Here is a 13,719-nt window from a genome sequence, read left to right as displayed (position 1 = left end):
ATCTATTGCAAGCCCTGCTCTCTACGGTGAGATCATGCGGCCATGCGCGGATCGCGTGAGTTAACAACTCGTTTGTGTACGAATCATCACAGCACGAGCTGGGTCTGTGTCACGATCGCCACCAGCTTACCGTCATCGGTCTCGATTCGGGTCTGCCAGACCTGGGTCCGGCGGCCCCGATGCACCGGCGTCGCGGTCGCGGTCACGACGGTCCCTTCCCTGGCGCCGCCGATGAAGTTCGTCTTGCTCTCGATGGTGGTGGTGCCCTTGGCGTCCTCGGGCAGGTTGATCACCGTCGCTGCCGCGCCAACGGAATCGGCGAGCGCCATGACGGCGCCACCATGGATCGTGTGATGCAGCGTGCAGAGGTCGGGACGCACCTGCATGACCGCAACGACCCGCTCGGCGCTGGCCTCGGTGAAGACGACGCCCTTCAGTTCCGCGAACGGCATCTTCATCGACTTGATCTTGTCGAGCGGCGTCATGCTTCTCCCTCCTCTTGATCGCACGGCACCTCTTCGCGTGCCTTCAGCGCATCTGATGAGCCGAGCGTCCAACAGGAAGCAATGACCTCAGAGGTCATTGCTTCCTGGGTGGCTCTCCCGGCTCAGGCCTTCTCGATTCCGCACCACTCGGCAATGAACACGGCCATCGTCTTGGTCGCGCGGCGCAGCGAGTCGATCTCGACATACTCGTTGAAGCCGTGCATCGCCGCGCCGGTGGCGCCGAAGCAGAGGCTCGGAATGTCGTAGTTGAGGCCGTAGAAGCGCGTGTCGGTGAGCGCGGTGAACACGAGGTCCTGCACCTCGCCGCCGAAGACCGCATTGAAGGCGCGGCCGAACGCGGCTTCGGGCTCGGCCGAGTTGGTCAGCTCGTAGCCTTCCGAGAGGAAGCCGGACCATTCCACGACGGGCGGGTTGTTGGAGAGGAAACGATGATCGCGCGACGCGGCGGCGATGCAGGCGAGGATCTCGTTCTGACATTCCTTGACCGACCAGCCGGGCAGGATGGCGATGCGGCAATCGACGTCGCACCAAGCCGGCACGCTCGAGGCCCAGTCGCCGCCCTTGATGATGCCCGGGTTGAAGTTGATCGGATGGTTGAGGGTCTTGAAGTGCCGGTCGCGCTTGGCGCGCTCGTTCCAGTCGGCTTCGAGCTTCTCCAGCGCATGGATGAGGTGATAGCTCGCCTTGATCGCGTTGGCGCCGATACCCGCCTCGAACACATGGGCCGGAATGCCGCGCACCTTGATGCGGAACCAGATCACGCCGACCTGGGATCGCACCATCTTCTCACTGGTCGGCTCCGGAATGAAGCAGGCATCGGCGCGATAGCCGCGCTGCAGGGTCGAGAGCGCGCCGATGCCGGTGCTCTCCTCCTCGATGACCGACTGGAGATGGATCCGCGCCGTCGGCTTGAGGCCCGCGGCCTTGATCGCATCGAGCGCGTAGAGCGCGCCGATCGTGCCCGACTTCATGTCGCAGGCGCCGCGGCCATACATCCGGCCGTTGCGGATCACCGGTGAAAACGGCGGCGTCTCCCACATCTCGAGCGGACCGACGGGCACCACATCGCAATGCCCCTGCAGGATCAGCGAGCGTCCGGCCGTGGTCGCCGGCCGATAGGTTCCGACCACGCTGCGAGCCTTCGAAAAATCATGCTCGATCGGACCATAGCCGCGCATGTCCTTGAGCTCGTCGAGATCGATGTGCCAGTCGTCCACCTCGTAGCCGCGTTCGCGCAGGAGATCGCCGAACATGTCCTGGCATGGTCCTTCGGCGCCGCGGGTCGAGGGGATCGCGACAAAGTCGCTGGTGGTCGCAAGCTGGCGGTCGAAGCCGGCGTCGACTGCGTCGAGAATGCGCTGCGTGGTGTCCGAAGTAATCATGCTGGTCCGAAATCCCATTGCTGAAGGCCGCAGCAAATCACAATCCCGCGCGTCCGTGCACCCAATTTGCCGCTGCTTTCAGAATCGCAGGTCTCCCCGTACATTGGCGCATGCGCGCGAGCGCGGATTCTGGAACTCGGCATGTCGGACCATCGCAACATTCTCTATTTCCTGCTCGGCATTCTCACCGCCGCTGTCGTTGTGCTCGGCTACAACTTCTATCAGTCGAAGCGGCAGCCCGACGGATTCCAGATCAATGTCGGCCCGAACGGTGTGAAGATCGAGGGGAAGTGATGCGTCCGAGTCTGTCGTTGCGGTTGGCTGCTGGTTCGTGTCTGGGCGCCGTTGCCGGTCTGGTATTGTTCGCGGCACCAGGTCACGCCCAGTATGTCGGGCGCGAGCAGGACATCACCGACCTTCGTCTTGGCCAGCGCGTGATGGTCGACGACGGCACATGCCCTGCCGGTCAGGTCAAGGAGGTCTCGGGCTCCCGGATGGCCGAGACCGGGATCGTCCGCAGCGTAAAATGCGTCCCCCGCTTCGGGCCGAAGAAGAAGTAGCCGCCTTTCGTTCTCGACCGGCTCGACCGCCGGCGAAGCGCGCAGTGTGACGTGTCGCACAGTGCGACACGCCCCGATCACCGATGCTGCCCCCTATGGACAACCCGCGGGGACGCAGCATGTCGATGTCACTGGTGCAGGAAAACGGCTTCTTCGAACCGGCGGCCCGGCCGGAGCCGAACAAAGCCGACTTCAGACGCTACGCCCTGCTCGGCTATGCCTCGATTGCCCTCGTGTTCGGCGGCTTCGGCGTGTGGGCCGGGCTCGCGCCGCTCGACCGCGCCGCCATCGCGCAGGGCACGGTGTCCGTCTCCGGCGACCACAAGGTCGTCCAGCATCGCGAGGGCGGCATCGTCCGCGAGATCCTGGCCAAGGAGACGCACGCGGTCCACCGCGGCGACCTGCTGTTCCGGCTGCAGCCGACCGAAGCCCAGGCCAACACCGATATCCTGCGCAAGCAGATGGACGCTGCGCTCGCCGAGGAGGCGCGGCTGCTCGCCGAGCGCGGCAATGCGCGGATGATCACCTTTCCCGACAGCCTGCTCAACCGTCAGAACGTGCCGGAAGCCGCGCTTGCCATTGCCGACCAGCAGCGCCTGTTCATCGAGCGCCGCAACGGGCTGATCAGCCAGATCAACATCCTGAACTCGCAGATCGCCCAGCAGCAGCAGGAGCTCGCCGGTCGCGACCGCCAGCGCGCCTCGCTCACGTCGCAGCTCGCAAGCTTCGACACCCAGATGAACAATGTCCGGCCGGCGGTCGCGCAAGGCTTCTATCCACGCAACAAGTTCCTGGAGCTGGAGCGCGATCGCGCCCGTGTCGAGGGCGATCTCGGCCAGGCCCAGGCCGACGTGGCGCGGCTCACCCAGACCATCGACCAGACGCGCTTCCAGATCGATCAGACGCTGCAGAAGTACCTGACCGAGGTCGGGCAGCAGCTCGACGGCACCCGCGCCAAATTGTCGGATCTGCGCGAGAAGATCGTCATTGCCGAGGACGTGCTCCGCCGCGTCGACATTCGCGCCGAGCGCGACGGCATCGTCATGAACATGAAGGTCCACACCGTCGGCGCCGTGGTGAAGCCCGGCGATACGCTCGCTGAGATCGTACCTGTCGGCGAAGGTGTCGACGTGATGGCCCATGTGTCGCCGCGCGACATCGAGAGCGTCGCCATCGGTCAGAAGGCCGAGGTGCGCTTCCCGAACTTCTCCTCGCGCAGCACGCCGACGATCTTCGGCAAGGTCGCGAGCGTCTCGGCGGACGCGATGACCGACGAGGCGAGCAAGCAGAGCTACTACTCGGCGCGCGTCGTGATCGACTACTCGACCATTCCGCCTGAGATCGCCGAGAAGATCATGCCGGGCATGCAGGCCGACGTGATCATCTCGACCGGTGAACGCACCGTGCTCGAATATCTGGTCGGTCCGCTGCTCAACACGCTCGCCAAGACGTTCCGCGAAAAATGAGCCGGACTGCTCTAACCAAAGATGGAGGGTGCCGCGCCCGTCACGACATCGAGGTCGCGGGCGCGGTTCACGCCGACCAGTTCGAGCGGCGCGCCCTGCTCGCCCGCGAGCGTGTCTTGGATCGCAGCAGCGAGATCACCGAGTCCCGCACGGGTGACGACCTCCCTGGAGAGCGCAAGCTGCCATCCGCACGTGTCGGCCAGTTGCGCCATCCGCTCCGGCAGCTCGGTGCCAAGCCCGAGCACGGCGATCTGTGCCATCCGTCCGAGATCGAGCCGTCCGACGACGATCTCGCTCGTATGCGCCCCGATCGCGAGCGCAACCGGACGGCCGATCTCCGCCGCGATCTTCTCGTTCACGCGATCCATCGCGAAATCCATCGCACGGATCGCCTGCAGCGCATCGCGACACCCCTGATCCGGCCCCTGATGCTCGCCGAACACGGCGAGCACGCCATCGCCGAGGAAGCGGTCGACGCGTCCGCCATGGGCGTCGACGGCCTGGCCGATGGCGCCGAAGATCACGTTCATCATGAACGCCAGGTCCGGCGCCAGGCGTTCGCCCGCGATGGCCGCAAAATCGCGGACGCGCACATGAACCAGGCAGACCGCGCGGCGCTCGCCCTGCCCGCCGTCCTGCGCCGCGATCGGCACCAGCGTCTCAGCGTCCCCGATCAGCGGCGTGACGGTGAGAGGCGCCTTGGGACGGATCTGGCAGGCCAGCCGGACATTGTCCGGCGCCGCCAGATCGGTGAGCACGGCACGCTCCGCAGCGCCCGGCGCGGCCAGGGTCTCGGCGCCTTTCTCGACGCGAACACGGCACAGACCACAGCGCGCCCGCCCACCGCAGGCCGAGGGATCGGCGACATCGTGGCTCCTGATGCTGTCGAGCAGCGTCGGGCCGATCGCCGCTTGCAGCGTCGCTCCGCCCGGGAACGTGATCGCGACCTTCGGCGCGGCGAGCAGCGCAATGTGGCGGAACACGACGATCGTCGCCCCCGCCACGAGCAATGCCGCCGCAGCAATCCACGCCGATATCTTGAACAGGCCGAGCCATTTCGCATCGAGCTCACCCGGCCAATGCGTCACCTCGCGCATCCGCTCAGCCATTCCGGGATCGCTCAACAGCGCAGCGACCGACCGCCCGGCCACCACGAAGCCCATCAGCGCGGCCATCGGCAGCGCTACGGCGAGAATGATCAGCAGCGGCTGCGCCAGCCGGTACCAGCTGCGAAATTTCAGCCAATGGTGCAGGCCGATACAGCCGTGGGCCCAGACCAGCAGCAAAAGCGCGGTCTGGATCCACGCCGCCTTCGGCCACAGCAGCGCCAGCGCATAGAGGTAGCCGTCCTGGACGCCGAACAGCGCATGGGCGACGTGGGTCTCGACGAGATGCGGCAGCAGCAGCACGGGAATCGCAAATCCCGTGGCGAGCTGGATCAGCTCCCACGGCGGCAGCCGCCAGGTGCCGCGCTGGATCGTCTTGGCGAACGCGAGCGCCGCATGCGTCAGCAGCGCCCCCGCCAGCACGATCATCCCTGGCCAGGACCGGGTGACGAGAAGCCGCCATTCCTGGGCCTCGTCCATCGCCTCGAGGCTGAACAGGCCGACGGCATGGTTGAGAAAATGAGTGGCCGCGAATGCAAACAGGACGAGGCCTGAGACGAGCCGGAGGGTCTGAAACGTTACGGCAGGCATGAGGTCACTGCGAATGAGGCCAACTTCGAGCTCTGAGCACGGCTGACCATCCGGTAGCGGCTGCATCTCGCCAACTCAAGCGCCCGTGAATCGGCGTCACCCTATGTGACGCCGGTCACGGTCGAAGGCGCTTGGCTGGGTGAAGCTCGGAGCGCCAATGCCAAGGGGATCAGCCATGACCACGACCACCGCCCGCAGCCCGCTCGGAACCGCACTGCGCGCCTGCTTTCCCGCGCTCACCGCGACCTTCGTGCTCAGCCTGTTCATCAATGCGAGCATGCTGGCCTCGCCGCTGTACTCGATGCAGGTCTACGACCGCGTACTGACCAGCCGCAATGTCAGCACGCTCGTCATGCTGACCCTGATCGTCGGCGTGTTCCTGATCCTCTACGGCGTGCTCGAATTCGCCCGCTCCGGCGTGCTGGCGCGGGCCGGCGTGCAGTTCGAAGGCACGCTGCGGCATCCACTGTTCGAGACGATGATGAAGGCCGAGCTGTCGCCACGGCATCGTTACGGCCAGCAGATCATCCGCGACGCCGAGACCATTCGCGACTGCATCTCCAGCGGCACGGCGGCGATCGCCTGCGACCTGCCCTGGACGCCGGTGTTCGTCGCGCTGTGCTTCCTGCAGCACGCCTATCTCGGCATCCTCTCGCTGTTCGGCGCGATCGTGCTGTTCTCGCTGGCGCTGTTCACCGAGTTCTACACCCGCTCCAGCGTCGAGCGCACCAATGCGCTGGCCAATGAGGCCTCACGCTTCGTCGCATCGGCGCTGCGCAACGGCGAGGTCGTGCGCGGCCTCGGCATGGGCGACATCGTGCTGGATCGCTGGAGCTGCCGGCAGTCGGCAATGGTCGACGCGCACTCGACCCTGGTCGAGCGCGGCGCGGCGATGCATTCGGTCACCAAGTTTGCCCGCATGGCGGTGCAGACCTCCCTGCTCTGCATCGGCGCGTGGCTGGCGATCGAGCAGCAGATCTCGCCCGGCGCCATGATGGCGACCTCGATCATCATGGGCCGCGCGCTGGCGCCGGTCGAGCAGGTCGTCGGCCAGTGGAAGCGCATCGTTGCCTTCCGCTCCGCCTATCGCCGCCTCGAGGAGCTGTTCCAGGCGCTCCCCGTCACCGCAGCGCCGACCGCGCTGCCGACGCCCCGCGGCGACATCGACGTCGAGAATGCGGTGGTGTGGCCGCCGGCGGCCGGCCGTCCCTCGGTCAAGGGCGTCAGCTTCTCGCTCAAGGCCGGCGAAAGCCTCGCGATCGTCGGTGCCTCGGCCAGCGGCAAGTCCAGCATGGCGCGTGCGATGGCCGGTGTCTGGCCGCTGCGCGAAGGCGTGATCCGCATCGACGGTGCCGCCTACAGCCAGTGGGACCAGAACCGGCTCGGCAAGCACATCGGCTATCTGCCGCAGGACATCGAGCTGTTCTCGGGCACGGTCGCCGACAACATCGCCCGCCTCGCCAAGGTCGACGAAGCGGCCGTGATCGCCGCCGCCAAGGCCGCCGGTGCGCATGAAGTGATCCTGCGCCTGCCGAATGGCTACGACACCCCGATCGGCGAAGGCGGCGTGGCGCTGTCGGGCGGCATGCGCCAGCGGGTCGGCCTGGCCCGCGCGCTCTACGGCAATCCGCGGCTGCTGATCCTCGACGAGCCGAATTCCAACCTCGACGAGGATGGTGAGCGGGCGCTGGCTCATGCCATGGCGCAGATGAAGGCCGCCGGCCGCACCGTGATCGTCGTCACGCACCGTCCGCAGCTTTTGGCGCATGTTGATCGCGTCATGGTGATGGCCTTCGGAAAGTCGCTGGCATTCGGCCCGCGCGACGAGGTGATCGCCAAGATGCGCGGCCAGCGCGTGGTCGTCGCCCACGACAAGGCGAACACCAGCGCAGCGGCCTGAGCAACACAACGATTTCGCAAAGACGACAAGGAGCCTGCCATGATCAAGTTCACCTCTCGCCAGACCGCCCTGCAATTGGCCTTCGCAGCCGCCGTGCTCATCCCGGTCTCGGCGTCGGCCGAGACACCGATGACGGCGCGGCAGATGCTGGCGCATGCGCAGACTCAGACGCTGAATCCGCCCGCCGATGTCAGGACGCCCGTGCAGGCCGCGGAGAGCAGCGACAAGATCACGACCGCCGCCCTCGCGCCGCCTGCCAAGGCCGCCGAGATCGCCGCGCCGCTTCCGGTGATCGAACCGCCGGCACAGGTCGCGCCGCCGACGATCACGCTCTCAGCGCTGCCGGCACCGCTGGCCGCCCCCGAACTGCCCGCGAAACAGAGCCGCGGTGATATGCCAGCTGCCATGGTGCCGGCTCCGGAGGCCGTCAAAACGGTGAAGGCGCCCGAGCCGGCGGCAGCCATCCCCGTCAACGTGGATACGCGCGCCGCAGCGCCGGCCGTCACACCCGCGCCCGTGCCCTCGCCCGCTCCCGCTGCGACGGCTGCGGCACCGGCTCCCGCTGTCACGCCAGTTGCGCCGCAGGCGCAGGAAGCAACGCGGCCGCAATCACAGCCCGCCGCCACCGTCAGCAAGACTTCTGAGACGCAGCGTCAGGTCACCTCTGCCAAGGCCGCTCCGACACGCGCAGCCCACAAGTCGACGCCCAAGTCGTCCGCACGCGGCAACGGCGCGTCGATCGACACTCAGATCTCGCGCATCATGCGTCGTCCGGACGTGCAGGCTCTGATGTCGCAATACGGATTGGATTGATCAGGACGACCAGGATCAATCTTGATTTGGCTGAGCGTTCGATCCGCTCACGACTTGGGCGGATCGAACATGCACGTCAGGGCGGGCTTTGCGATCCGTGTGAAGGTCGGCCCGATCTCGGCACGCTTGGTGGCTGGCAGCCACTCTGCCTCGATCGTGGGAACGCCGGTCTCGCTGATGCCGCGCAGCAGCGCCTCGCGCAGGTCTTGATCCTCAATCACGGCCACGGCCTGGTCATGAAGACAGCTGCACACGGCGTCAGGATGAAGCCACCGTCCGAGCATGTGCGGCGCGCATTGGCTGACAAACGCGCTGCGCGGTTCGGGCAGCTTCGCGGCAGGCTGTGCATGAACAGAGGATGAGAAGAAGGACAGGACGGCTAGCGCGGCAAGAGTCAGTCGACGATGCATGTGGGTTCGCTGATCTCGTCAATGATTCGCTGGAGTCGATGCCGGATCTGAGCCGTTGCGCCGATCCCAGCTGCTTCGTGATACGCGGTCGATGTTTCATCCGGTTTGCGCCGCAAGCCCAAAATGGTTTCGTCGCGGATCCCGATTGCTTCTTCCGCTCGCGCTGACGACACAAAATGCAGCCGGAGAACGAAATCGGCCGCCCGATCAATCGGAGCAACGTGGGTGAAGGCCCCTCGGCCGAGCTCAGACCCAAGCATGGCCCATCCGGCGACAGCAGGACTTCTTAAGCATTCTGTGTTGCAACCCTGCGGTCGGCCGTCATTTGGCGCGATCGAGAGCAACCCCGGCCGGGGCTGCGCGTTGAGCGATGCTTGTCGAACCTGGATTGCCATGCCCCTCGGACGCGCCCCCGCCCTGACGTCGCCGCCACCACGAAAAGCTGTCGCGATACCGATGGCCCAGCAGCGGCCCGAGAACTTCTCTGAGTCCACCCAGCAACGCCTCGTCCGGCTGATCGGCTGCCACGATCGAGGCCAGCGCTGCGCGCCTGACAGGACCGCGGACAGCCGATCGACCGCCGGCGACTATCCTATTGAATGAAGTCTCCGCACTTCTGAACCTCGCCGTCGTCAGACCTGCCCCACGGCATGACCGGCACCGATGAGGTCGAGTTCTTCGGCGAGCCCTCGATCAGCTTGTCTGAATAGACCATGTAGACGAGCACGTTGCGCTTGGCGTCGCAGCCGCGCACGATCTGCATCTTCTTGAAGAACAGCGATCGCCGCTGGCGAAACATGTCGTCCGCCTGCTCGAGCTTGCGCTTGAACCGGATCGGCCCGATCTGCCGGCACGCCAGCGAGATGTCCGAGACCTCCTCGGAAAGCCCGAGCCAGCCGGCATATCCACCCTTCTGCGGCACCGTGAAATGACACGCGACGCCCTCGACCTCTGGATCGTCAACGCCATAGGTCGCGAGCTTGTCATTCGGGCTGAGCAGTTTGAACACTGTCGACCGACGAAAGATCAGATCGGGCTCGTCAGCGGCATAGGCTGACACCACAGGCGAGGACACTCCGATAAGCAGCAGGAAAGCTAGGGTTTTCAGCCACAGGTCAAACCGTTTGGTGGCTCTGAACGACATGTCGGTCTCCGTTATACCGCCGATGACTCGGCATACCGCCCATGTAGGAACACAAATGCCTGCAAGAAAGGCACAATCGGTCAGCCGGCTTCGATTGCTCGTTTAACGTGATGTGAGGCTTTTCTGCTACGATCGGAACGAAAATATCGCAGGGCAGAAGCCCCAAGCTGGTGAACGCGGATTCGGTCTGCGACACTAAATGCCAGATGGTTCTTGAGGATTTGCCGGAATGCTCTGCGTTCGTGCAGCCGCCAGGGGGCGGTTTTATTGTGCAGCAATCGTTTCAGTCCCGCTTGTCCTAGCAGCGACATCACAGGCAGGCGCAGCGCCTTACTACTATTGGAACGACTCGCAGCCGGTCGCGATCACTCCGGCCGACGCTCCGCTGTTGCCGCGCAAGCCGAAAGTGCGCCGCGCGCCCAAGGCGCCGGTGGTCGAGAAGGAAGCCGCCAAGCCGCAAGGGCCTGTCATGGTGGCGGTGTCGATCCACAAGCAGCAGCTCAAGGTCTACGACGCGAACGGGCTGTTCGCGGAGGCGCCGGTGTCGACCGGCATGAAGGGCCACTCCACGCCGATGGGCGTGTTCAGCGTCATCCAGAAGCAGAAATTCCATCGCTCCAACATCTATAGTGGCGCGCCAATGCCGTTCATGCAGCGCATCACCTGGTCGGGTGTCGCGCTTCACGCCGGCGTGCTGCCGGGCTATCCGGCGTCGCATGGCTGCATCCGCATGCCCGCAAGCTTCGCGACCCGGATCTACGGCTGGACGCGCATGGGATCGCGCGTGCTCGTCACGCCCGGCGAGGTCGCTCCGGCCAGCTTCTCGCATCCTTTGTTGACCGCATTCAAGGCGCCGCAGCCGAGTGCCTCGGTTCAGCCCGACGGCAATTCGCCTGCATCGATGAAGTCGGACAAGGGTGCCGCCGCAGCGCCGACGATCACCGTGGCCACGACGGATCTGCGCGCGACGATCGGCCACGCGGATGGCCTGCGGCTCGGCGCGGAGGCAACTGTGGCCGCCCGCCCCACGCGCACGGCCGACGCCAGCAACGCCACGAGCATTCCGGCAACAGCCACCGACACCCCGGCTGCTTCAGCGGAGATCAAGCCAGCCGTCGCCGAAACCGAAGCCAAGGCCGTGGACCCGATCACGGTCCCGGAGATGGCGACCAAGTCAGAACCGGTTGCCGACACAGCCCAGAACGAGGCGAATCCCGCCTCCGCCGACGCAGCGGCTGAACCGTCGAGCCCCGCGCTGGCGGCGGCACCCGAAAAGCCGGCCGACGCCACGAGCAAGATCGAGGCGACCGGATCAGCCGAAGTGAAGCCTGCCGATGCCAAGCCCGTCGATACCAAGCCCGTCGACGTCAAGGCCGCGGAGCAACCTGCCACGCCGGCGACATCTACCGCCGATGCTCCGGCGCAGCCTTCGGAGCTCAAGGATCTCTCCAAGGATCAGTCGCGCGTGGCGGCGCCGGACAAGCCGATCGCACCGAAGCCGGAGTTGAAGCGCAACAGTCAGGTTGCGATCTTCATCAGCCGCAAGGATTCCAAGCTGTACGTGCGGCAGAACTTCGCGCCGGTGTTCAACACCCCGATCACGATCGCTCCGAGCGACAAGCCGCTCGGCACGCATGTGTTCACCGCCATCGCCGACAAGGCCGATCCGGCGACGATGCGCTGGTCGGTCGTCTCGCTGCCGGCCTCCGCGCGTAGCGTCGCGGCGAATGAGGGCTCGGACAAAGCTGTCCGTCGCGGCAAGAAGCCGATTGAAGCGCATGTCGATGCCAAGCCCGCAATCCAGTTGAGCAGCGCCGCCGAGGCGCTCGACCGGATCACGATTCCGGCTGACGTCATGGCCTGGCTCGGCGAGGCGCTGTCGGCCGGAAGTTCGCTGATCGTCTCGGATCAGGGCATCAACCAGGGCGAAACCGGCGAGGGCACCGAGTTCATCCTTTCGCTGCGCTGACGACCGACGACCTCCCTGTTTCCGCCCCACGGCGAGGGTATCCCCTTGCTGGGACGCAGCCTGATCCAACGCAGCGTCGCGGCCGTTGAAGAAGCGGCCGGTCGGGCGCGGGCGCAGTTATGCTGACGGGGCTGGCTCTGCACAGGGAGATACACATGATCGATCGCAGGATGGTTGTTCTCGGCCTCGGTGCGTCCTTGTCCGGCGCGATGCTCGCGTCGCGTGCGGCCCATGCCGACAATGCGGTGAGCAAGACGACCGCGTACCGCTTCTCCTTCCCGGTGCCGTCGGGCGAGCCGATCAGGCTGTCGGAGTTTTCCGGCAAGCCGGTTCTGGTCGTGAACACGGCCTCGCAGTGCGGTTACACCCCCCAATACGTCGGTCTCCAGAAGCTCTGGGGCGAGTTCCACGAGCGCGGCCTGTCGATCATCGCCGTGCCCTCCAACGACTTCAACCAGGAGCCCGGGGTCGGCAGCGAGATCGCCGCGCTGGCCAATAAGGACTACGGAGTTACCTTTCCGATGACCGCCAAGGCGGTGGTCACCGGATCCAACGCCCACCCGTTCTATCGCTGGGCGGCGGAAGCGCGGCCCAAGGACACCCCGCGCTGGAACTTCCACAAATACCTGATTGGCCGCGACGGCTACATCGCCGACGTGTTCGCCTCCTCGGTCGAGCCGACCGACACGCGGGTCAAGACCGCGATCGCCCGGATGCTCGCCGACGGCTGAGCAGCACTTTTGGCAACACTCTGCAAGAATGCGGCGGAAGCTGGCAACTTCCCCGTGTTTTTGCCTCGTTTCCTTTTGGCGCCGGTCCGGCCGCTGGGCTAGTATTCCGCCCTGGATGGTGGAGCGACTCCCGGCGTGGCGCTCCCGTTGCAACAACCTCGAGGAAACACGATGCGGATTGCGACTGGACTGGTGTTCGCAAGCTCTTTGGCGGCTTCGCTGCTGATGTCTGGAGCCGCCTGGTCGCAGGCGCAGCGCACGGCGGCGGCGCCGACCCCGGCGGCCGCTCCCGTGCCGGCCGCTGCTCCGGCGCCAGTCCAGGCCCAGCCGCCGCGCGCGCCCTGCATGAACCCCGAGGCGCTCGGCGTCGGCCGCACCGTCGAGATCGACACCACCGGAGGCCCGGGCTTCGGCTTCGAGCACTTCAAGGACCTCGACTTCCTCAAGGACCACGAGGTCGTCCTGACGTTCGACGACGGCCCGTGGCCGGAGAACACCCCCGGCGTGCTGAAGGCGCTGGCCGACCAGTGCACCACCGGCATCTTCTTCATCATCGGCAAGCACGCGACCTACTACCCGGAGATCCTGAAGCAGGTCTACAACGCCGGCCACACGGTCGGCACGCACACCTGGTCGCACGCCGCGCTGACCAACAAGAAGCTGACCGACGACCAGCGCAAGGAAGAAATCGAGCTCGGCATCAGCGCGGTGAAATGGGCGCTCGGTGGCAACTCGCCCGCACCGTTCTTCCGCTTCCCGGCGCTGCAGCACCCGCCGGAGATGGTGACCTATCTCGGCACCCGCAACATCGGCATCTTCTCCTGTGACCTCGACTCGTTCGACTTCAAGGCGCGCAATGCGCAGGCGGTGATCGACGTCACCTTCAAGAAGCTCGACAAGCTCGGCAAGGGCATCATCCTGATGCACGACTTCCACAAGCACACCGCGGAAGCCCTGCCCGAGATGCTGCGCCGCCTGAAGGCCGGCGGCTACAAGGTGGTCGCGATGCGCGCCAAGGCGCCGGTGCAGTCGCTGCCGCAATATGACGAGCAGCTCTACAAGGTCGCGAAGCTGCCAACGGTGAGCCAACGGCCGGTGTCGAGCGTTGTGACGACAGTGTCCGAATGAGACAGGATTCCTT

14 protein-coding genes are annotated in these 13,719 nt (G+C 65.8%); 8 read left to right on the top strand and 6 right to left on the bottom strand.

Annotation, left to right across the window (positions count from 1 at the left end):
* Window positions 1-86: 86 nt before the first annotated feature.
* Entirely contained in the window at window positions 87-485 is a 399-nt protein-coding gene (locus ACQR1Y_RS15705) for a PaaI family thioesterase (protein WP_434861289.1), read from the bottom strand.
* A gap of 122 nt (window positions 486-607) precedes the next feature.
* On the bottom strand, window positions 608-1,888 hold the full coding sequence (locus ACQR1Y_RS15700; RefSeq protein WP_434875829.1) for an ArgE/DapE family deacylase: 1,281 nt from the start codon (window positions 1,886-1,888) through the stop codon (window positions 608-610).
* A 141-nt stretch (window positions 1,889-2,029) separates the two neighbouring features.
* Here ACQR1Y_RS15700 and ACQR1Y_RS15695 point away from each other — a divergent pair, with 141 nt between their 5' ends.
* The 3 genes from ACQR1Y_RS15695 (at window position 2,030) to ACQR1Y_RS15685 (ending at window position 3,914) form a co-directional block, all read left to right on the top strand.
* Window positions 2,030-2,182 carry a hypothetical protein gene (locus ACQR1Y_RS15695; RefSeq protein ID WP_434861287.1) on the top strand — a complete coding sequence of 51 codons (153 nt, stop codon included), beginning with the start codon at window positions 2,030-2,032 and terminating at the stop codon, window positions 2,180-2,182.
* On the top strand, window positions 2,182-2,448 hold the full coding sequence (locus ACQR1Y_RS15690) for a DUF6719 family protein (protein ID WP_434875828.1): 267 nt from the start codon (window positions 2,182-2,184) through the stop codon (window positions 2,446-2,448). Before ACQR1Y_RS15695 ends, ACQR1Y_RS15690 begins: the two co-directional genes overlap by 1 nt.
* A gap of 119 nt (window positions 2,449-2,567) precedes the next feature.
* On the top strand, window positions 2,568-3,914 hold the full coding sequence (locus tag ACQR1Y_RS15685; RefSeq protein WP_434875827.1) for an HlyD family type I secretion periplasmic adaptor subunit: 1,347 nt from the start codon (window positions 2,568-2,570) through the stop codon (window positions 3,912-3,914).
* A gap of 11 nt (window positions 3,915-3,925) precedes the next feature.
* Here the strand turns inward: ACQR1Y_RS15685 and ACQR1Y_RS15680 are convergent, their stop codons facing one another.
* A complete protein-coding gene (locus ACQR1Y_RS15680) occupies window positions 3,926-5,611 on the bottom strand; it encodes an adenylate/guanylate cyclase domain-containing protein (protein ID WP_434875826.1) in 1,686 nt (561 codons plus the stop codon).
* Window positions 5,612-5,786: 175 nt separating this feature from the next.
* Here ACQR1Y_RS15680 and ACQR1Y_RS15675 point away from each other — a divergent pair, with 175 nt between their 5' ends.
* Together ACQR1Y_RS15675 and ACQR1Y_RS15670 are read left to right on the top strand one after the other, a co-directional pair.
* Entirely contained in the window at window positions 5,787-7,511 is a 1,725-nt protein-coding gene (locus ACQR1Y_RS15675) for a type I secretion system permease/ATPase (RefSeq protein ID WP_434861283.1), read from the top strand.
* A gap of 39 nt (window positions 7,512-7,550) precedes the next feature.
* The gene (locus ACQR1Y_RS15670) at window positions 7,551-8,324 is read left to right on the top strand and encodes a hypothetical protein (RefSeq protein WP_434875825.1); all 774 of its coding nucleotides are present in this window, start codon (window positions 7,551-7,553) and stop codon (window positions 8,322-8,324) included.
* Between the two features lie 47 nt (window positions 8,325-8,371).
* Here the strand turns inward: ACQR1Y_RS15670 and ACQR1Y_RS15665 are convergent, their stop codons facing one another.
* The 3 genes from ACQR1Y_RS15665 to ACQR1Y_RS15655 form a co-directional block, all read right to left on the bottom strand.
* Window positions 8,372-8,734, bottom strand: a complete 363-nt coding sequence (locus ACQR1Y_RS15665; protein ID WP_434861281.1) for a hypothetical protein — start codon at window positions 8,732-8,734, stop codon at window positions 8,372-8,374.
* Window positions 8,719-8,994, bottom strand: a complete 276-nt coding sequence (locus ACQR1Y_RS15660) for a hypothetical protein (protein ID WP_434861280.1) — start codon at window positions 8,992-8,994, stop codon at window positions 8,719-8,721. Before ACQR1Y_RS15660 ends, ACQR1Y_RS15665 begins: the two co-directional genes overlap by 16 nt.
* A gap of 332 nt (window positions 8,995-9,326) precedes the next feature.
* Complete coding sequence (locus ACQR1Y_RS15655) at window positions 9,327-9,878, bottom strand: CreA family protein (RefSeq protein WP_434861279.1); 552 nt, start codon at window positions 9,876-9,878, stop codon at window positions 9,327-9,329.
* A gap of 229 nt (window positions 9,879-10,107) precedes the next feature.
* Here ACQR1Y_RS15655 and ACQR1Y_RS15650 point away from each other — a divergent pair, with 229 nt between their 5' ends.
* From ACQR1Y_RS15650 to ACQR1Y_RS15640, 3 genes are all read left to right on the top strand, one after another.
* On the top strand, window positions 10,108-11,847 hold the full coding sequence (locus tag ACQR1Y_RS15650; protein ID WP_434875824.1) for a L,D-transpeptidase family protein: 1,740 nt from the start codon (window positions 10,108-10,110) through the stop codon (window positions 11,845-11,847).
* A gap of 155 nt (window positions 11,848-12,002) precedes the next feature.
* Window positions 12,003-12,578 carry a glutathione peroxidase gene (locus ACQR1Y_RS15645; RefSeq protein ID WP_434875823.1) on the top strand — a complete coding sequence of 192 codons (576 nt, stop codon included), beginning with the start codon at window positions 12,003-12,005 and terminating at the stop codon, window positions 12,576-12,578.
* A gap of 171 nt (window positions 12,579-12,749) precedes the next feature.
* Window positions 12,750-13,706, top strand: coding sequence for a polysaccharide deacetylase family protein (locus tag ACQR1Y_RS15640; protein ID WP_434875822.1), 957 nt, complete (start codon window positions 12,750-12,752; stop codon window positions 13,704-13,706).
* The last annotated feature ends 13 nt before the right edge of the window (window positions 13,707-13,719 follow it).

The organism is Bradyrhizobium sp. HKCCYLRH3099, assembly GCF_051167855.1.
Classification (GTDB): domain Bacteria; phylum Pseudomonadota; class Alphaproteobacteria; order Rhizobiales; family Xanthobacteraceae; genus Bradyrhizobium.
This window is presented reverse-complemented; position numbering and strand designations above follow the sequence as displayed.